The sequence below is a fragment of the Streptomyces sp. NBC_01296 genome, assembly GCF_035984415.1.
GTDB lineage: Bacteria > Actinomycetota > Actinomycetes > Streptomycetales > Streptomycetaceae > Streptomyces.
Map to the genome: position 1 here is coordinate 5,831,711 of NZ_CP130720.1, position 18,111 is coordinate 5,849,821.

The 18,111-nt window shown below is 72.4% G+C and carries 16 protein-coding genes; 8 read left to right on the forward strand and 8 right to left on the reverse strand.

The genetic code is table 11. The annotated features are described in order from the left end of the window. The first annotated feature begins 142 nt into the window (after nt 1–142). Genes OG299_RS26505 through OG299_RS26515 form a run of 3 tightly spaced genes read left to right on the forward strand, consistent with a single transcriptional unit; the run spans nt 143 to nt 5,263 of the window. Nucleotides 143–1,435: a helix-turn-helix domain-containing protein gene (locus OG299_RS26505; RefSeq protein ID WP_327362837.1), complete on the forward strand. Its 1,293-nt coding sequence runs from the start codon at nt 143–145 to the stop codon at nt 1,433–1,435. After that, entirely contained in the window at nt 1,432–3,237 is a 1,806-nt protein-coding gene (locus OG299_RS26510; protein ID WP_327362838.1) for an ABC transporter ATP-binding protein, read from the forward strand. The genes OG299_RS26505 and OG299_RS26510 overlap by 4 nt, the downstream gene beginning before the upstream one ends. Beyond that, entirely contained in the window at nt 3,230–5,263 is a 2,034-nt protein-coding gene (locus tag OG299_RS26515) for a S53 family peptidase (protein WP_327362839.1), read from the forward strand. Before OG299_RS26510 ends, OG299_RS26515 begins: the two co-directional genes overlap by 8 nt. 97 nt (nt 5,264–5,360) lie before the next feature. Here the strand turns inward: OG299_RS26515 and OG299_RS26520 are convergent, their stop codons facing one another. Next, a complete protein-coding gene (locus tag OG299_RS26520) occupies nt 5,361–6,527 on the reverse strand; it encodes a carboxylate-amine ligase (protein WP_327362840.1) in 1,167 nt (388 codons plus the stop codon). A 296-nt stretch (nt 6,528–6,823) separates the two neighbouring features. Here OG299_RS26520 and OG299_RS26525 point away from each other — a divergent pair, with 296 nt between their 5' ends. Further along, the gene (locus OG299_RS26525; protein ID WP_327362841.1) at nt 6,824–8,104 is read left to right on the forward strand and encodes an MFS transporter; all 1,281 of its coding nucleotides are present in this window, start codon (nt 6,824–6,826) and stop codon (nt 8,102–8,104) included. An 84-nt stretch (nt 8,105–8,188) separates the two neighbouring features. Here OG299_RS26525 and OG299_RS26530 read toward each other — a convergent pair whose 3' ends face one another. Continuing rightward, nucleotides 8,189–8,560: a cupin domain-containing protein gene (locus OG299_RS26530; protein WP_266629494.1), complete on the reverse strand. Its 372-nt coding sequence runs from the start codon at nt 8,558–8,560 to the stop codon at nt 8,189–8,191. Between the two features lie 48 nt (nt 8,561–8,608). Between OG299_RS26530 and OG299_RS26535 the strand changes: the two genes are divergently transcribed. Then, on the forward strand, nt 8,609–9,457 hold the full coding sequence (locus OG299_RS26535) for a helix-turn-helix domain-containing protein (protein WP_327362842.1): 849 nt from the start codon (nt 8,609–8,611) through the stop codon (nt 9,455–9,457). Between the two features lie 208 nt (nt 9,458–9,665). Here the strand turns inward: OG299_RS26535 and OG299_RS26540 are convergent, their stop codons facing one another. Beyond that, nucleotides 9,666–11,030: a carboxyl transferase domain-containing protein gene (locus tag OG299_RS26540; RefSeq protein ID WP_327362843.1), complete on the reverse strand. Its 1,365-nt coding sequence runs from the start codon at nt 11,028–11,030 to the stop codon at nt 9,666–9,668. 167 nt (nt 11,031–11,197) lie between these two features. Then, a complete protein-coding gene (locus tag OG299_RS26545; protein WP_327362844.1) occupies nt 11,198–12,166 on the reverse strand; it encodes a hypothetical protein in 969 nt (322 codons plus the stop codon). Nucleotides 12,167–12,236: 70 nt separating this feature from the next. On the opposite strand from OG299_RS26545, the gene OG299_RS26550 reads away from it, so the two are divergent. Beyond that, nucleotides 12,237–12,683: an Lrp/AsnC family transcriptional regulator gene (locus OG299_RS26550; RefSeq protein WP_266629502.1), complete on the forward strand. Its 447-nt coding sequence runs from the start codon at nt 12,237–12,239 to the stop codon at nt 12,681–12,683. Nucleotides 12,684–12,712: 29 nt separating this feature from the next. Here the strand turns inward: OG299_RS26550 and OG299_RS26555 are convergent, their stop codons facing one another. Continuing rightward, nucleotides 12,713–14,329, reverse strand: coding sequence for a sensor histidine kinase (locus OG299_RS26555; protein WP_327362845.1), 1,617 nt, complete (start codon nt 14,327–14,329; stop codon nt 12,713–12,715). Continuing rightward, nucleotides 14,326–15,363 carry a rod shape-determining protein gene (locus tag OG299_RS26560; protein WP_266629506.1) on the reverse strand — a complete coding sequence of 346 codons (1,038 nt, stop codon included), beginning with the start codon at nt 15,361–15,363 and terminating at the stop codon, nt 14,326–14,328. The genes OG299_RS26555 and OG299_RS26560 overlap by 4 nt, the downstream gene beginning before the upstream one ends. Before the next feature lie 220 nt (nt 15,364–15,583). Here OG299_RS26560 and OG299_RS26565 point away from each other — a divergent pair, with 220 nt between their 5' ends. Further along, on the forward strand, nt 15,584–16,270 hold the full coding sequence (locus tag OG299_RS26565) for an esterase/lipase family protein (RefSeq protein ID WP_327362846.1): 687 nt from the start codon (nt 15,584–15,586) through the stop codon (nt 16,268–16,270). Nucleotides 16,271–16,294: 24 nt separating this feature from the next. Here the strand turns inward: OG299_RS26565 and OG299_RS26570 are convergent, their stop codons facing one another. Next, entirely contained in the window at nt 16,295–16,876 is a 582-nt protein-coding gene (locus OG299_RS26570) for a hypothetical protein (protein WP_266629508.1), read from the reverse strand. Nucleotides 16,877–16,954: 78 nt separating this feature from the next. Between OG299_RS26570 and OG299_RS26575 the strand changes: the two genes are divergently transcribed. Next, complete coding sequence (locus tag OG299_RS26575; protein ID WP_327362847.1) at nt 16,955–17,674, forward strand: SCO2400 family protein; 720 nt, start codon at nt 16,955–16,957, stop codon at nt 17,672–17,674. Nucleotides 17,675–17,686: 12 nt separating this feature from the next. Here OG299_RS26575 and OG299_RS26580 read toward each other — a convergent pair whose 3' ends face one another. Further along, entirely contained in the window at nt 17,687–18,109 is a 423-nt protein-coding gene (locus tag OG299_RS26580; protein WP_266629511.1) for a MarR family winged helix-turn-helix transcriptional regulator, read from the reverse strand. Nucleotides 18,110–18,111: the final 2 nt, after the last annotated feature.

The window sequence follows — 18,111 nt, forward strand, 5'->3', positions numbered from 1 at the left end:
CATCAGCTAGGCGGCCGGCCCTACGGGCCGGTCGCCCCGGGCCCGTCCGGACGCTCCAGGCTGCCCACCTGCAGTTTTGCCTGAAATTGACCATTCAGTCGAGGGTATCCGTGTAGCGTGAATATTCATGGGGGATATAGGCATGGATATCAAACGGCTGCGGGTGGAATCGGGACTGACTCAGGAGCAGCTGGCGGAGAATTCTGGTTTGAGCGTCCGGGCGATTCGTGATATCGAGCGCGGCTCGACGCGCCGACCGTACCGCCAGTCGCTCAAGCTCGTGGCCGAAGGCATGGGACTCAGTGAGGGCGCCACCGCCGAACTGATCGGATCGGTCTACATGCGACCTCAGGCGCGAAGCTACTATTCACGCGACCGCTTCCACGGCCCTGACAGGCGACACGGCGGCACGCAGCCCGGTCTCGTCCACCTGCCGCCCGGGCCGGCCGGTTTCGTGGGGCGCCGTGAGGTGCTGGCCTGGCTGGACGCGCGCCTCTGTGATTCCGATGGAGCGGCCACTGTCGCCCTATTGGCCGGCGGCCCCGGAGCGGGTAAATCTGCGATTGCCCTGCGCTGGGCGCACGACAATGCAGCGAGTTTCTCCGACGAAGTCCTGTACGCAGATTTACGAGGATTCGACGCGCGGCCGGCTCTGAGCCCCGAGCACGTGCTCCGCAGGCTCCTGCGGGCCCTCGGGGTTCCGGATCACCAGATTCCGTTGACCCTCGAAGAGTGCTCGGCCATGTTCCGCGCCTCGCTCGCCGACCGCCGCTCACTGATCGTCCTCGACAATGCCGCCACGGTGGAGCAGGTGCGCCCGCTGCTGACCGACGCGCCGCACTGCCGTGTCCTCATCACCAGCAGGAACGCCATGACCGGACTGGTCGTACGCAATGGCGTGCACCGTCACCGGGTCGGCTACCTGTCCGACGGGGAGGCACTTGAGTTGTTCGAGTCGATGGCCGGAGCGGCGCGTTCCCACTGCCGGAACGAGGTCGACGCGTTGCTGGCCCTCTGCGACCGGAGCCCGCTGGCCATCCGTCTCATGGCCGAACGCGTCCGGCGCCAGCAGTGCATCTGCCCGACGGGCCTCGCCGCCCGGCTTTCGTCCAGAAGAACTCCCCTCAGCGCCTTCGATGCTCCCGGCGATCCGCATTCCAGTGTGCGGGCGCTCCTGTCCTGGTCCTACCGAAGCCTCCCGCCGGCGGTCGGCGAGGTTTTCGTTGGTCTGGCCCGGCTGGATGCAGCGCATTTTGAATTCGACCGGGTGGCGGCGCTGTTTCCTGCGGGAGGCCTGAGCGCGGATGACATTTCCGATTCTCTTGAATGGCTGGTCGAAATGCATCTCCTCGAAGAGGAGGCGCCCGGAATCTATGGCATCAACAAGCTGATCTGGTGGTATGCAAATGAACTGGCAGGCGAGGTAGGCGCATGAGGCAGGATTTTCTCCTGGAAAAGCCTACCCGGACCCCGGTGCGCCGTATCGTCCGCCTCTTTCGGCCCTACCGTGGTCGGCTTTTCATTGTTGTCGCCCTCATCGCCGGTGCGTCCGTCATCGCGCTGACGGTTCCGTTGATGGTGCGGGAGCTCTTCGATACGGCCCTTCCTCAAGGGCGTACGGGGCTGCTTTCGGCGCTCGCGCTCGGAATGTCGCTGGCCTCCATTACGGGCAGTGCGATATCCGTCCTGGAGTCATATATATCGACCTCGGTCGGTCAGCGGGTCATGCACGATCTGCGGTCACAGATCTACTCGCACCTCCAGGAACTCCCGCTTGCGTTCTTCACCAGGACGCGGACCGGTGAGGTGCAGTCGCGAATCGCGAACGACATCGGCGCCATGCAGGCGACGGTGACCTCGACCGTCAGTTCGCTGGTCTCCAGCCTGACGACCGTCATCGCGAGTGCCATCGCCCTCCTGATTATGGACTGGCGCCTGGCCCTGCTCTCCTTTTCCGTGCTCCCTCTGTTCGTCCTGATCAGCCGACGGGTGGGTGAACTCCGGCGCATCTTCGTCCGCCGGCGGCAGCGACAGATGGCCTCGATGTCGTCGATGGTGGAAGAGCGCCTGTCGGTGAGCGGCATCCTGCTCAGTCGCACCATGGGCCGGTCCAAGGAATTGTCCGAGGATTTCATTGCCGAGTCACAAGCCCTCTGCGACCTGCAGGTGCAGTCCAGCATGGCGGGCCGATGGCGCCAGTCGGTCATCCAGACGATCATGTCGTTGATGCCGGTCCTGATCTACTGGTCGAGCGGAATGACCGCAGCTCATGGCCACGCCGCCATTTCGCTCGGCACCCTGATCGCATTCGTCTCCCTGCAGCAGGGGCTCTTCGGCCCGACCCTGTCGTTGCTGGGCGTCGGCGTGGCCTTCCAGGGGTCCTTGGCCCTGTTCGAGCGCATCTTCGAATATCTGGACCTGCCCAAGACGATCACCGAACCGGAAGATCCGGTTCAACTGACAAACGTGCAGGGGAACATCCGTTTCGAGGCAGTCGACTTCTCCTACGGCGACGCACCGACGCTGAGCGGAATCGACATAGCCGTCCCGGCAGGCGGCAGCCTGGCCGTCGTCGGTGAGACGGGCGCCGGGAAGACCACCATCGGTTACCTCGTCGCCCGGTTGTACGACGTCACCGGCGGCCGTATCACCCTCGACGGTGTGGACCTCCGGGAGCTCGGTTCGCACACCCTCACTTCGAGCATCGGAGTCGTGTCCCAGGAGACCTATCTCTTTCACGCGTCGATCGCCGACAACCTCCGCTTCGCCAAACCGGAAGCCACCGACCAGGAGCTCGTCGACGCGGCGAAAGCCGCACAGATCCACCATCTGATCGAGGGACTTCCCGACGGCTACGACACGGTGGTCGGCCAACGAGGGCTGCGGATGTCGGGCGGGGAGCGCCAGCGGATAGCCATAGCCAGGACCCTGCTCCGCAATCCGCCCGTCCTGGTGCTGGACGAAGCGACCAGTGCGCTGGACAGCCAGACCGAGCGGTCCGTTCAGCGGGCCCTGGACACCCTCGCCGCCGGGCGCACGGTGATCACCATCGCGCACCGCCTCTCCACCACCCGGGACGCCGACGAGATCGTCGTGCTCGACGGCGGCAGGATCGCCGAGCGCGGGAGCCACGACGAGCTCCTCCTCCGCGGAGGCACCTACGCATCGATGTTCCTGCGGGGCTCCCGCCCCGACGAGAAGCAGCTCGAACCTCTGGAGGCCGGCCGACATGCGTAACCGATGGTGGAAGCCGGCCAGCCTCGCCGGCGCGATCGCCCTGCCGCTGGTCACGGGCGCGGTGGTCCTGGGACCAGGGGGACTCGCCGGGTCGGGAGAAGCGAGAACGCCCGTGCCGATCGCACGGCCTGCCTGGGCGATGTCCGACTCCGACCGTGGTGAGGCCGCCAAGGAGGGGAAGGTCGAAGCGCGCATCTGGCTGGCGGGGCGCGATCCGAAGGCCGCCACGCGCTATGCGCAGTCGGTCTCCACGCCGGGGGACCCCCTCTACCGTCACTTCCTCACACCGGCGGAGTTCCAAGAGCGCTTCGGCCCCTCCGCCGGGCAGTCGCAGCTGGTGACCGCCTGGGCCGGGAAGAACGGGCTGAAGACCACCGAGACGACAGCGCACTACATCAGCGTCTCCGGGCCGGTGGGTACGATGGAGAACGCGCTCGCCGTGTCCTTCCACACCTACGGCGATCACGGCCGGAGCGGTATCGCACCCGCACGGACGCCCACGATCCCGCGCGAGCTCGCCTCCGCCGTCATGACGGTGACCGGACTCGACCGGCTGACCACGGCTCCCCCGTCCGTCCCGGCACTCCCGCCACCGGGCCCTCAGCCCAACGCGCCGGGACCCTGCAGCGCCGTGGGCAAGGAAAACCCCAGCGGGTTCACCGGCGCCGACGGCCGTGAGCTGGCCTGGGCTCCGTGCGGCTACACCCCCGAGCAGCTCCGGGACGCCTACGGCGTCAACAAGCCCGAGCTGACGGGCAAGGGTGTCACCGTCGCCGTCGTCAACGCCTACGCCTCACCCACCATGGCGGCCGACCTGGAGCGGTACTCGCGCGATCACGGCGAACCGCTGCGCCCGGGCCAGTACCGGGAAGTCAACAGCCAGAGCTGGGACCAGCTGGATACCTGCTCCGCGAACACCTGGTACGGGGAGCAGACGAAGGACGTCCAAGCCGTGCACGGCATGGCGCCCGAGGCGGACATCGTGTACATCGGTGCGCGCAACTGCACCCCGAGCGCATTCAACGAAGCCCTGCTGAAGGTGGTCGACCTGCATCTGGCGGACATCGTCAGCTGCTCGTGGGGCGAGACCACGGACGGCTACGGGGTGCAGGAACGCCTCATCTCGCACAGCGTCTTCGAACAGGGGGCCATCGAAGGGATCGGCTTCTACGTCGCGTCCGGTGATGCCGGCTACGAGGACCCTGCCACCGGCCCCGGGCGCGCCAGCAGGTCCCGGCGGCTCCAGGTCGACTACCCGGCCTCGGACCCGTTGGTCACTGCCGTGGGCGGCACGTCCCTTGCCGTCGGCGCCGACGGCGCTTACGCCTACGAGACGAGCTGGGGCCAGTACCGCACCGACGCCAAAGCCGACGGCAGGACCTGGAGGGACGTACCGCCGGGTGACTACCCGCGGGACTGGACCGGGGGAACGGGAGGCGGGACCAGCATCATGTACGAACAGCCCTGGTACCAGGCCCCCGTCGTGCCCGAAGTGCTGAGCAAGGCACTCCCCGGAGGGGCGACCGGGAAGCGTGGCATGCGCGTCGTTCCCGACATCGCGCTGGTGGCCGATCCACTGACCGGCATGCTCGTCGGTGAATCCGCCGCCACGGCCGACGGCAAGGACCTGCGCTACGGAGAACGGCGCTCGGGCGGTACGAGCCTGTCCTGCCCCCTGTTCGCGGGGATGCAGGCCCTGGTGCAGCAGGCGGGTAACGGGCGGCCTCTGGGCTTCGCGAACCCGGCTCTGTACCTTCTGCACGGGTCGGGCGCGATCACCGACGTCACGGACACCCCTCTGGGCGCCGACCGCCCCGTGGCATGGACCGCGAACCGGTACGAGGACCAGTCCAACGAGACCGGCCCGGTGTCCACCTACCTCGCGACCACCGGAAGGGACGGCGAAGGCGCGGCCCGCCTCCGGGCATCGAAGGGATTCGACAACACCACCGGCCTGGGGTCGCCGAACGCCGCGTACACCGGCGCGTACCTCCGTCCGCCGCTGTCAGCCGCCTCGCGGCCCTGAAGCCCGGGAGGGATCCCCAGCCGGTCGGCCCGGCCGCAGGCGGAGAGGTTCCCGCCTGCGGCTTCGGTGTATTTCGGGGGTGGATTCCGCCGCGGGGCTAGAAGTTCTCCGTTTCGTCTGCCAGGTGGCGGAGGACGTCCGTCAGGTCGCCCCGGCGGGCGAATGCCGCGCGTTGGCGGTGGGCGCCCGAGCCGTCGCGCAAGAGGCCTCCCAGGGTCTTGGCCGCGTGGTCGAGCTCGCCCGACGCCGCCAGTTCCGGGGCGACCAGGTCCAGCAGGGCCTCCGCCAGGTCCGCCGCCGGGAGTTCGGCCCCCGTGTACGGGTCGAGCCCGAAGCCCTCCAGCCCGTCGTGGGCCGCCCGCCAGCGCGCGAGGTGCAGTACGTCGTCCCGCAGCACCGGTTCGGGCCGCTGCTCCGCGATGTCCCGCAGGAGGGTCGCCACCAGGGCCCGGACCAGCTCGGCCTGGAGGATCGCCGTGTCGATGTCCGGGGACATGTCGGGCGCCCGGATCTCGAGCGTCGGCCAGTGCCCGGACGGGCGGAGGTCCCAATAGACCATCTTCGTGTCCAGGGCCGCCCCGGAGCCGAGCAGGGTCTGCACCGAGCGCCGGAAGTGGGCCGTGGACGTGAAGTGCGGGGGCAGGCCCGCCGAGGGCCAGCCCGACCAGGCCATCGCCCGCCAGCTGGCGTGACCGGTGTCACGGCCGCCCCAGAACGGCGAGTTGGCGGCCAGCGCGATCAGCGTGGGCAGCCATGGTCTGACCCGGTTCGAGACCGCCACTGCCGTGTCCACGTCGAAGGTGCCGACGTGGATGTGGCGGCCGCAGCTGACGAGGGTGTCGGTGAGCGCGCCGAAGCGGCGGTGCTGCTCGCGCTGGCGCGGCTCGTCGTCGGTCAGGTGCAGGGGGCCTTCCACGGCCACGACCGGCGAGGGCGCGGCCAGCAGCCGGCAGCCGTGGGCGCGGGCGGCCCGGGCGAGGGTACGCCGCAGGGTGGCGAGCTCCTCGCGCAGTGCGGGCGCCGAATCGGCGACCGGGGTGGAGATCTCCACCTGGTAGCGGGTGCCCTCGGGGTGCACTTCGTGGGGCAGGCCCGCGGCGGTGGCCAGGACGAGCGGGGCGGCCGGGACCACCCGGAAGGTGCGGGCGTCGACGAGGAGGAACTCCTCCTCGACACCGACGGTCAGCGGGGCCGTGAGAGGGGTCGCGTGGACGCCGTTGTCCGCGCTGCCGGTGCTCGTGGTGCTGTTGCCAGGTTCGATCACTACGCCTCCCTGGACATACGAGTCTTTTCATCATGAGCTGAACACGAGGCGAGGAGCGCACGTCGATTCAGTCAAATGTCCTGCGACGGTGGCGAGTTACCGGCAAGGACCGCCCCGGCCTGAGACCGCGGATCCGGGTGGGGCGACTGGTGCGCGTGCGTGGACCGGCCGGGGTGCGGCCGGGGTGCGGGGACGGGGTGTGGGGACGGCGTGCCGACCGTCCAGCCGGGAGCCGGGCCCGGCTCCCGTCCGATTAATGCCTGGGGCCGCCGAACGGCCGCCGGTTATCATCCGCTGTGACCGGTACGAGCACCCCCACGCCCGCCCCCACCCCCGCCCGACGCGCGACGCGGATCTTCGCGGACCTGACCCCGCTGCGCACGTCCGCGGACTACCGGCGGCTGTGGGTCGGCAGCACCATCTCCTGGATGGGCCAGGCGATGACCGCCCTCGCGATCTCGCTCCAGGTCTACGACATCACCCGGTCCAGCTTCTCGGTCGGGCTCGTCGGACTCTTCTCCCTCGTCCCGCTCGTCGTCTTCGGGCTCTACGGCGGCGCCATCGCCGACACCGTGGACCGGCGCAAGCTCGGCCTGTACAGCTCCCTCGGCCTGACGGCCCTGTCGATCGCGCTCGCCGGCGCCGCGCTGCTCGACTACCACCGGGTCTGGCTGCTGTACACGGTCGTCGCGCTCCAGGCGGTCTGCGGCGCCCTCAACGGGCCCGCCCGCTCCGCGATGATCCCGCGGCTGCTGCCGGCCGAGCAGCTGCCCGCCGCCAACGCGCTGAACTCGGTGACGATGACCTCGGGGACGATGATCGGCCCGGTGCTCGGCGGGCTCATCGTCGGCTGGTGGGGCTACCAGTCCGCGTACCTGATCGACGCCGTCACGTTCTGCGCCGCCCTCTACGCGGTGTGGCGGCTGCCCGCGATGCTGCCCGAGCGGGAGGGCGGCAAGCGGGGGCGGGCCTCGGTACTGGACGGGCTGCGCTTCCTCGGGACGCGGCCGAACATCCGGATGACCTTCTTCTCCGACATGGCCGCCATGGTGCTGGCCCAGCCCAAGGCGCTGTTCCCGGCCATCGCCGTGCTCTGGTACGGCGGCGACGCCAAGACCGTCGGCCTGCTGGTGGCCGCGCCGGCCGTCGGGGCGCTGCTGGGCGGGCTGTTCTCCGGCTGGCTGGGCCGCATCCGCCGGCACGGGCTGGCCATCCTGATCTCCGTGGCCGCATGGGGGCTGGCCATCGCCGTCTTCGGACTCACCCGGAACCTGTGGCTCGGGCTGTTCTTCCTGGCCCTGGCCGGCTGCGCCGACACCATCTCCATGGTGTTCCGGTCCACGATGATGCAGGCCGCGACCCCGGACGAGATGCGCGGCCGCCTCCAGGGCGTGTTCATCGTGGTCGTCGCGGGCGGGCCCCGGCTCGGGGACTTCCTCGCCGGGACCGTCGCCGACCGGACCTCCCCGACCATGGCGATCACGGGCGGCGGGCTCGGCTGCGTCCTGGTGCTGGTCCTGCTGGCCCTGCGCTGGCGCGGGTTCGCCCGGTACGACGCGAGGTCGCCGCAGGCGTGATGCGTGATGGGTGATGGGTGATGGGTGAGGCGCGATGCGTGCCGCCTGACGCGTGGGGCCTGACGCCTCAGGCCCCGGGACGGCTCAGGCGTCGACCGGCTCCCGGGTGCGCTCGCCGCCCGCATCGCCCGTGTTGGCCGTGCCGACCGGCTCGAACAGCAGGATCGAGACCTCTTCGTCCGCCGCCGGGCAGTGCTCGACCCCGCGCGGGACGACGTACAGCTCGCCGGGGCCGACGACCACGTCTCCGTCGCGGAGGCGGATCGTGAGGGTCCCGCTGACGACGAGGAACAGCTCGTCGGTGTCCTCGTGGGTGTGCCACACGAACTCGCCCTGGAGCTTGGCGGCCTTGACCTCGTAGTCGTTGATCCGGGCGATGCGGCGCGGGGCCCACTGCTCGTCGAACGCGGACAGCTTCCGCGCGATGTTCACGGGGTGCATCGGGTGCGTGGTCATGGGGAGAGGCTGCCGGAGGGGGCGGGGGCCGTCTTGTACGTTCCTGGCATGGCCGCGATCCGTCCGCGCAGCACCGTCTCCGCCTGGCGGCCGGGGGTGGCAGGCATCGCCGAGGTCTTCCACGCCCGGTTCACCGACCACGCGTACCCGGCCCACATCCACGACACCTGGGCGCTGATGATCCTGGACGGCGGCCGCGTCGACTTCGCGCTCGACCGGGAGCGGCACGGCGTCGGCGTCTCGGACGCGGTGGTCCTGCTGCCGCCCGGGGTCGCGCACGACGGACGGACCGTCACCGAGGCCGGATTCCGCAAGCGGGTGCTCTACCTCGACACCTCCGTCCTCCCGGAGCGACTGGCCGGCGCCGCCGTCGACACGCCGCTCCTGTTCGACCGGGCGTTGCTGGAGCGCGTACACGGGCTGCACCTCGCGCTGGGCTCGCAGCGGTCACCGGCCGAGGGCTTCGAGGCGCAATCGCGGCTGGCTTTCGTGCGGGAGCGGCTGTGGATCCGGCTGGCGGGCCGGGGGGCCGCCTCCGGCGGCGCGCGGGGCGGGGCGCGGGGCGGGGCGCGGCGCGCGGGGCTCGCCGTACGGCTGCGCGAACTGCTCGACGCGCGGGTGGTCGAGGGGATCGCCCTGGAGGAGGCGTCGGCGGTGCTGGGACACGTACATCCCACGCACCTGATCCGCAGCTTCCGGAAGGCGTACGGGCTGCCGCCGCACGCGTACCTGACCGGGCGGCGGGTGGCCCGGGCGCGGCGGCTGCTGCTGGCCGGGATGCCTCCGGCCGCGGCGGCCGTGGCTGCAGGGTTCTACGACCAGGCGCATCTGACGCGGCACTTCGGGCGGTACGTGGGGACCAGTCCGGCACGGTTCGCACGATCCGGGCGGACGTGAACGGGCGTGGGCCCGCCGAATTCGCCCGTCCGGCTCCCGTAGGCGACCGCGTACGACCGGTCGTCGCACCGGCCGGGCTGGCCGATGGAGTCCCACTCGGTCCCGTAAGGGCCGTGTGCTGGGGGCCGAGCGCGGTCTCCGTGCACCCGTCCGACGCGTTCCTCCGGGGTGAGTCCGCGGGCCGTCACCACGCTGTATCCGCCGAAGCTCAGGCGGGTCCGACCGCGGGCCCGACCACGCCGCGTGCGACGCCGAGGGCGACCAGGTCCTGGGGGCGGATGCGGAGCTGGTCCGCCGTGGACGGCGCCTCGGACGGGGGGCGCTTGAGGATGGCCGCCGCCAGTTCGGGGGCGATCACCGAGAAGTAGCTGTCCGGGGTGACCCAGGTGTTCCCCGGCGCGGCGAGCGCAAGGGCGCCGCCCGAGCCCCCCTCGCCGATCAGGAGGGTGGTCACCGGGACCCCGGCCGCCGCGACCGCCGCGAAGGTGTCCGCGATGGCCGCGCCGGCGCCCGCGTGTTCCGCCGCGGCGTCGTTGGCCGCGCCGGGGGTGTCCACCAGGGTGAGCACGGGAATGCCGAGGCGGTCCGCGAGGCGGATCACGCGGGCCGCCGTACGGTAGCCCGCCGGGCGGGTCGCCGTGCCGCACTGGGCGGCGTACGCGACGGCCCGCCCCTCCCGCAGCCCGAATCCGCACAGCATCCCGGGGTCCGTGCCGCCCGCCCGGTCCCCCCAGAGGGGGAGGCGGAGGGCGAAGTACGCGTCCAGGTACGCCTCGGCGCGCGGCCGGTCCGGGTGGCGGGCCTGCAGTACGGCGTCCCAGCCGCCGGCCGGGGGCGGTACGTCCGACAGCGCCGCCGGCGGCTCGGCCGGCTGGGCGGGCTCGGCGGGGCGGGGCGCGGCCAGGAGGCGGAGCCAGCCGGCCAGGGTCGCGGGCAGCTCGGGGGCGGGGACGACGGCGTCGACGTGCCCGGCGGCGTACTGGCCCTCGGCGGTGTACGCCGCCGGGTCCGCGTCCGCCGGCCGGACCCGGGAGCCCGCGAAGCCGACCTGCGCACCCGGGAGCGCGAGCACGACGTCCGCCCCGGCGCCGAGGGTGGCCCAGCCGCCGCCGGTGGTGGGATCGCGGAGGACGGCGATCTGCGGGAGTCCGGCGGCGCGGGTGAGCACGGACTGGCGGGCCACGCGCTGGAGTTGGGTCAGCGCGAGCATGCCCTCCTGCATGCGGGAGCCGCCGGTGGCGATCAGGGACACGAGGGGGAGGCGGTGTGCGCGAGCGTAGGTGTAGGCGGCTTCGAGCCGATCTCCGGTGCGTTCGCCGAGGGAACCGCCGAGGAAGCCGAACTCGAAGGAGATCAGGGCGGCTTGGCGGCCGCCGATGAGGGCGGTGCCGGTGACGACGGACTCCTCTTCGCCGGTCCGCGCGGCGGCGCGGGCGCGGGAGTCGTCGTATCCGGCCCAGGTGAGGGGGCCGTTGGGGGCCGACTCCCGGTGGGGGGCGGGGAGTTCGGTGAAGCTGCCGGGGTCGGTCACGGAGGCGATGGCTGCGCGGGCCGAGAGTCGGGTCGTCGTCACGGAATCACCCTAGGGGGTGGTTGTCGGGCGGGGAGGGTGACGTTGGGCGGGGTTGGTGCCGTTGGGCGGAGCCGGTCCCGTGCGGGCGGGGCCGGTCACGCTGGGCGGGGCGGGTCCTGTCGGGCCGGTCCCGTGCGGGCGGGGCCGGGCACCTCCGGTGGGGGCGGTCATGTCAGGTGGGGGAGGGGGAGGGCGATCTTCAGGGCGTAGGCCGCGACGAGGCCGTAGCCGAGGCGGAAGGTCCAGGCGCGGGCGGCGGGGGAGACCTTGCGGCCGGCGAAGGCGCCGAGGACGACGAGGGTCTGCTGCCAGAGGAGCGAGGCGGCGGCGACGCCGACGAGGAAGGCGGCGGCGGTGGTGGGGGTGGTGAGGGTGGAGGCCTGGGCGGTGGTGAGGGCGGCGAAGTAGAGGGCGGTGGTGGGATTGACGGCGGTGAGCCCGACGAACCGCCCGAACGTCGACCCTGGCCCTGCCCCGGCCCAGGGGCTGGTCCCCGGGCCTGCCACGGCTCCGGCCAGGGGTTCCGGTGCGGGCAGAGGGCCAGGCCGGTCGGTGGGTTCGGGCCTTGCGGGCGGCAGTTCCCCACCCCGCCCCTTCCCGAAACCGGGGCTCCGCCCCAGCCCCCGCGCCTCAAACGCCGGCGAGGCTGAAACCTCGGGGCTGTGCCCCAGGCCCGGCGCCTGGAGCGGTGACGGGTCTGAAGGGTGGGGGCTTCGCCCCAGGCCCGGGGCCTGAAGCGGTGACGGGGGCGAAGGGGTGGGGCCGTGTCCCGGGGATCGGGGCGTGGGTGGTGGTGGGGCTGAGGTGGGGCCCGGGTGCAGTGGCGCGCGTGGTGGTGGGGTTGACGCCGCGGAGCGGTGGAGGCCGTGGGCCGCGATCGCGAGGAGGATCGCCGCCGAGGCCAGGCGGATCCAGGCCTCGACCGGGGTGACGTGGGAGGCCACCCAGGGGCCCAGTGCGGTGGCCAGGGCCGCGTAGGCGAGGTCGACCGTGGCGATGCCCGCCGCCGCGGCCATCGCCGTGCGGCGGTTCCGCATCGCCTCCTGGAGCAGCAGCACGCTCATCGCACCCATCGGCATCGCCACGCCCAGGCCCGCGACCGCGCCCGACAAGGCCGGGGAGAGGAATTCGCTCATGGAACGGGAGGGTGAGGGGTGGGGCATCCGCGCAGCGGCGCATATCGGCCCTGACTGCGAGAATCGCGGTATGGACCGCCTCGACAGGGAAATCCTCGGCATCCTGCAGCAGGATGCGCGGATCTCGTACCGCGATCTCGGCGTCCGCGTCGGACTCAGTGCCAACGCCACCGCCGACCGGGTGCGCCGGATGCGGCGGGACGGGGTGATCCGCGGGTTCACCGTCATCGTGGATCCGGCCGCCGACACCCGGGGCGGGCTCGTGGTCTTCATCGATCTGAGCCTGCGGCAGGACACCTCCAACGACGAGTTCGAGGAGCGGGTCGTCACGCTTCCCGGGATCACGGAAGTGGTGCACGTGACGGGGGAGTACGACTACCTCGTACGGGCCCGGGCCGCCGATCCCGCCGCGCTCGACGCGCTGCTGCGCCGGCTCAAGCGGGAGGCCGGGGTGGCCCAGTCCAGCACCCGGATCGCCCTGCGGGCAGCGGCAGCCCACCGGCCGGCAGGGATCTAGGGGGCCCGACCCTGGTCCGCCCGGCATCGCTACAGCGCCGACTCCCAGCGCAGGGTCGTCCCCCGTGCGCCCGACTCCGTGCGGCCGTCGTCCGTGACCTTCAGGCGGGCCCGGGTCGGGGTGGCGTCCACCTCGACCTGGATCGAGGTGACCTCCGAGCGGCGGTGGGCCGCGGCCAGGGCGCCGCGCAGGGCCGAGAGGAGGTCGCCGGCCGCCGGCTCGCGGAGCAGGGCGTCCACCGCGCCCGCGAAGCGGACCGACGGCTGGAAGCCCAGCAGGACCGCCGCCCCGCCCGTTTCGCGCAGGACCCGGCCGCGGAACGTCGTCGGGGCATCCGTCGGCGGCTGCTGGAGGGCGAAGATCGCGGTGCGGACCTCCTGGATGGTGGAGTCGAGTTCGTCCACCGCCCGGCCGAGTTCGTCGCCCACCGTGTCCCCGGACGGCGCGGCCGCCGACCGCTTCTTCGTGCTCTCCAGCATCATCTCCGTCGCGAACAGCCGCTGGACCACCAGATCGTGCAGGTCCCGTGCGATCCGGTCGCGGTCCTCGTAGACCGCCAGCTGCTCGCGGTCGTGCTGTGCGTCCGCCAGTACGAGGGCCAGCGCGGCCTGGGAGGCGAACTGCGAGGCCAGCAGCCGGTCGACGGCGTCGTACGGGCGCCCGCCCCGGGCGCGCGGCAGCGCGAGGGTGCCGATCAGCTGGCCGCCGCTCTGGAGCGGGAGCATCATGCTCGGGCCGAAGCGCTCACGGACGTGCGTGGTCATCCGGGGGTCGGTGGCCGAGTCCTCTATGAAGACCGGTTCCCCGCCGAGGAGTTGTTCCAGCACCGGCGAACCGGGGGCGATCGCCGTCCCGACCAGGTCCCCGGGGTCCCCGTGCGTGGAGGCGGCCACGATCTCCATACCGCCCTCGGGAGTCGGCTGGAGGACCACTCCGGCCGCCGCGTCCGCGAGCAGCCGGGCCCGTTCCGCCACGCACATCAGCGCGTCCATGGCCGGCCGGCCCGCCAGCAGGGTCGTGGTGACGGCGGCGGCGCCCTCGATCCAGCGTTCCCGGCGGCGCGCGGTCTCGTACAGGCGGGCGTTGCCGATCGCTATCCCCGCCTGCGAGGCCAGGACGCGTACGAGGGCGAGGTCCTCCTCGGTGAAGGGGCCGCCGCCCGCCTTCTCGGTGAGGTAGAGGTTGCCGAAGACCTCGTTGTGGACCCGGATCGGGACGCCCAGGAAGCTGTGCATGGGGGGATGGCCCGGCGGGAACCCCGCCGAGCGCGGGTCCTTCGACAGGTCCTCCAGCATCAGCGGGCGCGGATCGGTGACCAGCGCGCCGATCAGGCCCGAACGCCCGTCGGGCAGGTGGGGGATCGCGGCGCGTTCCGCCTCGCTCAGCCCGGCCGTGTAGAGCTCGGTCAGCCGCAGGCGCTCGGGGTCGACGACCCCGAGCGCTCCGTACCGGGCCGTGCACAGCTCGGTCGCCGAGTCCACGATGTGCTGGAGGGTGGTCTGCCGCTCCAGTTCGGAGCCGACGCTGAGCACCGCCTCCAGGAGTACGGGCAGCCGGGTCTGTTGCCCGACAGCGTCCGGACCGGCCGAACCGTCCGGAGCGGCCGAACCGTCCGGCCCGGACGGCCCGGGCGCCGCGTTCGTCATTCGGCCAGCGGGTTGAGGACCATCGGGGCGATCTTCCCTTCGAGCATCATGCCGAGACCGAGCACGGCGCACACGTCCGGCCGTTCCGCGATGGCGACGGGCATGCCGGTGGCATCGCGCAGCATCTGGTCCAGGCCCGGCAGCAGGGCGCTGCCTCCCACCATCATGATCCCCCGGTCCGTCAGGTCGGCGACCAGGTCCGGCGGGCAGTCGCGCAGCACCTTGCCGATGCCGTCGAGCACGGCGGTCAGCGGGGTGTGGATGGCGTCCCGTACGGCGGCGGTGTCGACGTGGACGGAGCGGGCCAGTCCGGTGGCCACGTCACGGCCGTGGATGAGGGTGGAGGTGGGGCCCCCGCCGGTGATGCCGTTGCCGTGCAGGGCGACCTGGAGCGGGCGGACGGCCTGGCTCGGCAGCATCAGCTCGTGCGCGTGGCGCAGGTGCTGGACGACGGCGTGGTCGATGGCCTCGCCGCCGACGGGGATCCGCTGGGCGGTGACGATCGAGCCGAGGGAGAGGACGGCGATCTGGGTGGCGGCGGCCCCGCACACCATGATCATCGTCGCGGTCGGCTGCTCCACGGGCAGGCCGCAGCCGACGGCCGCCGCGATCAGGGTGTCGACGAGTTCGACGCGCCGGGCCCCGAGCCCGACCATCGTCTCCACGGCGGCCCGCTGGGCGAGCGGGTCGGCGTCGTGCGGGGTGCAGGCGGCGGCCCGCAGCCGGGGCTTGCGGCGCAGGGCGCGCCGCAGCTTCTCGCCGAGCAGGTGGCGCAGCATCCGCTGGGCCATCTCGATGTCGACGACGGTGCCGCCGGAGACGGGGCGTACGACCCGGATGTAGTCGGGCGTGCGGCCCGTCATCCGTTCGGCGAAGGACCCGACCGCGATGAGCGCACCGGTGCGGGTGTTCACGGCGGCCACGCTGGGCTCGTCGACGACCAGGCCGGCGCCCTTGACGTACACACGGGTCCTGGCTGCTCCCAGGTCGACGGCGACGTGGCAGCGGCGCAACTGCTCAAGACTGACGGTCACGGCAGATCCTCCCGAGAGCGCTGACGCAAGAAGACCGGCGGTTGCCGGCTGCACTTCATATCTTCTCGGGCGAATGGGGCATATCGCCCGTTGGGCTGCTCCGGCCGGGTGTGGCGCACGGGGTGAGGGGTGCTGCACGGGGGTGGATTTCTGTACCGACAGGCACCACGATGCCCGCACCGTCCGCGCTACTCGCGCGTAACAAGGTAAAGGGGTCCCCATGCTGACGCCCCGCCAGAGACTGTTGGCGCTCCTGACGCTCTGCCTGGCGCTCCTCGCGCCCCTCCCGGCACAGGCCGCCGCCGCTGTGCCGCCGCACAACCCGGTGGTCTTCGTCCACGGCTACAACGCCGACCCGGGCGTCTGGGGCGGCCTGCGCGAGGACCTGCGCGCCGCCGGGTACACCGACTCGGAGCTCTTCTCCTGGGGTTACGACACGCACCGGTCCGTCAACGAGGTGCTGGCCGGGCAGCTCGGCGCGTACGTCGACCAGGTCCGCCGGCAGACCGGCGCCGCCGGGGTCGACATCGTGGCGCACTCCTTCGGCTCGCTCGTCGGCCGCTGGTACGTGAAGTTCGGCGGGGGCGCCGAGACCGTGGACCACTGGGTCTCGCTGGCCGGACCCAACCACGGCACCTCCACCGCGTGGGCCTGCGCCCTGTGGGACCAGGCGTGCCGGGACATGACGCCCGGTTCGTACGTCGTGAAGAACCTGAACGCGGGGGACGAGACCCCGGGCGCGGTGAAGTACGCGACCTTCTGGTCGAACTGCGACGAGGTCATCAACCCGGACGACAGCGTCCCGCTCGCCGGGGCGACCAACACGCCGGTCGGCTGCCTCCGGCACAACGACCTGCTCGGGGACGACGCCACCTCGGCGGGCGTCCGGTCCTTCCTCGCCTCGTAGGGCTCGCGGCCCGGACCCCGCCGCTCAGACCTCGACGCCGTCGACGGCGACCCGCTGGAGCAGGCCGTACGTGAACTCCGCCACGCACGGCCGGCCCTGCGCGGTGAAGGCGAGCCGCCAGCGGGTCGGCGCGGTGCCCTCCAGCGGGCGCACCGGGGCGAAGGCCCGCGCCACCTCGTCCACCGTGGCCGACCAGGGCCGCAGGTCCTCGGGCGTCTCCAGTACGGGCCCCTGCGCGCCCGGGGCCCGGACCAGCCACTCGTTCCACACCGCCCCGTCCGGCGCGGCCAGCACCTCGAAGCGCAGGTCCGGCCAGAGCGGCACCGGCCACAGCAGGGCCTCGCACTCCAGATCGCCGATGGTGCGGGCGGCGGTGGACTCCGGCGGGCCGAGCACCGAGCGGTAGCGGGCCAGCGCCCCCCGTGCGCGGGGCGAGCGGACCATCGCCTGCCAGCGCTTGTTCGCCTCCCGCTGCTCGGCGAGCGAGGCGCCCAGCCGCCGCCGCGCCTCCTCCGCGAGGTCCGGCCGGAAGTCCGCCATCCGGCGCAGCAGCACCAGCTGGAAGGCGGCCGGACCGAAGGGCCCCGAGGGCGCTGACGCAGTCATGGAGGCCACGATTCCACACAGGACCTCCACGAACCCGCGATACGGATGTTGCGTGGGACCACGTAGCGTGCGGACGTCATGGACTACTGCCACGCCTGCCGGAGGCACCTCAACGGCGCCCTGGCGTGCGCCGGGTGCGGAACCCCTGCCGAGTACCTGCCGCCCGCCGCCGCCGGTGGGCCTCCCGTGCCCGCGGCCCCGTACGGCTCCGCACGGTCGGAGGAGCCCGCCGACCCGTTCGCGGACTCGATCGTCGTGCTGTCCGGAGCGCACAGCGGCCGGGCCGGTGCGCGCCGCCGCGCCACGCACCGCCGGCGCCGCCGGACCATGCTGACGGTCGGGCTGGGCCTGGTGCTGGCGATCGGCGGCACGGTCTCGCTGGCCCGGATCATCACCGAGGGGCAGAAGACCGACCGGGCCGCCGAGGTGGTGCTCACCGACGGGAACGGCCCGCAGGACCCGGCTCCGCTGCCGAGCGGCAAAGGGACTCCCGGCGCGCCTGCGGCGCTGAAGCCGGTGAAGGCCTCGGGGGCCGCGAAGGCGGCCGCGGGCGGAACGCAGTCGGCCGGACCCGGGGCGTCTGCCGAGGGGACGCCGGAGCCGGGTCCGTCGGCGTCGGCCTCCGCATCGGGCAAGACGGGGCCGACGAAGGGTGTCACCGGGCACGGGCCGTCCGTAAAGCCCGGTCAGTCGGGGAAGCCCTCGCCGAGCGCTTCCGGGACGGCGCAGCCGCCGTCCCCGACGCCGAGCCCGAGCCCCACTCCGACCAAGGGCTGCTTCCTCTGGGTCTTCTGCTGAGCGACCGGACGCTCAGCCCAGCATCCGCTTGAGCAGGTCCCGCAGGACCGCCCGCTCGGCCGTGGACAGCCCGGCCAGCGGTTCGCGCGCGAAGTCCAGCGACTCGCGCAGCCGGTCCGCGGTCTGCAGGCCCTCCTGCGTCGGCGCGGCCAGCTTGACCCGGCGGTCGGCCGGGTCCGGCCTGCGCTCGACCAGGCCGCGCGATTCCAGCCGGTCCACGATGCCCGTGATGTTCGAGGGCTCGCACTTCAGCTGCTGCGCGATCCGCCGCATCGGCATCGGCTCCAGGGACAGCAGGTTCAGCACCCGGGCCTGGGCGCCGGTGAGCTGGTGGCTGGCTGCCGCGTGCTCGTACTCCTCGTGGTAGCGGGCCACGACGGTACCGATGAGCTCGACAACCTCAAGGGTCAGGGGATCTGCGCGACGACTGGGCATGG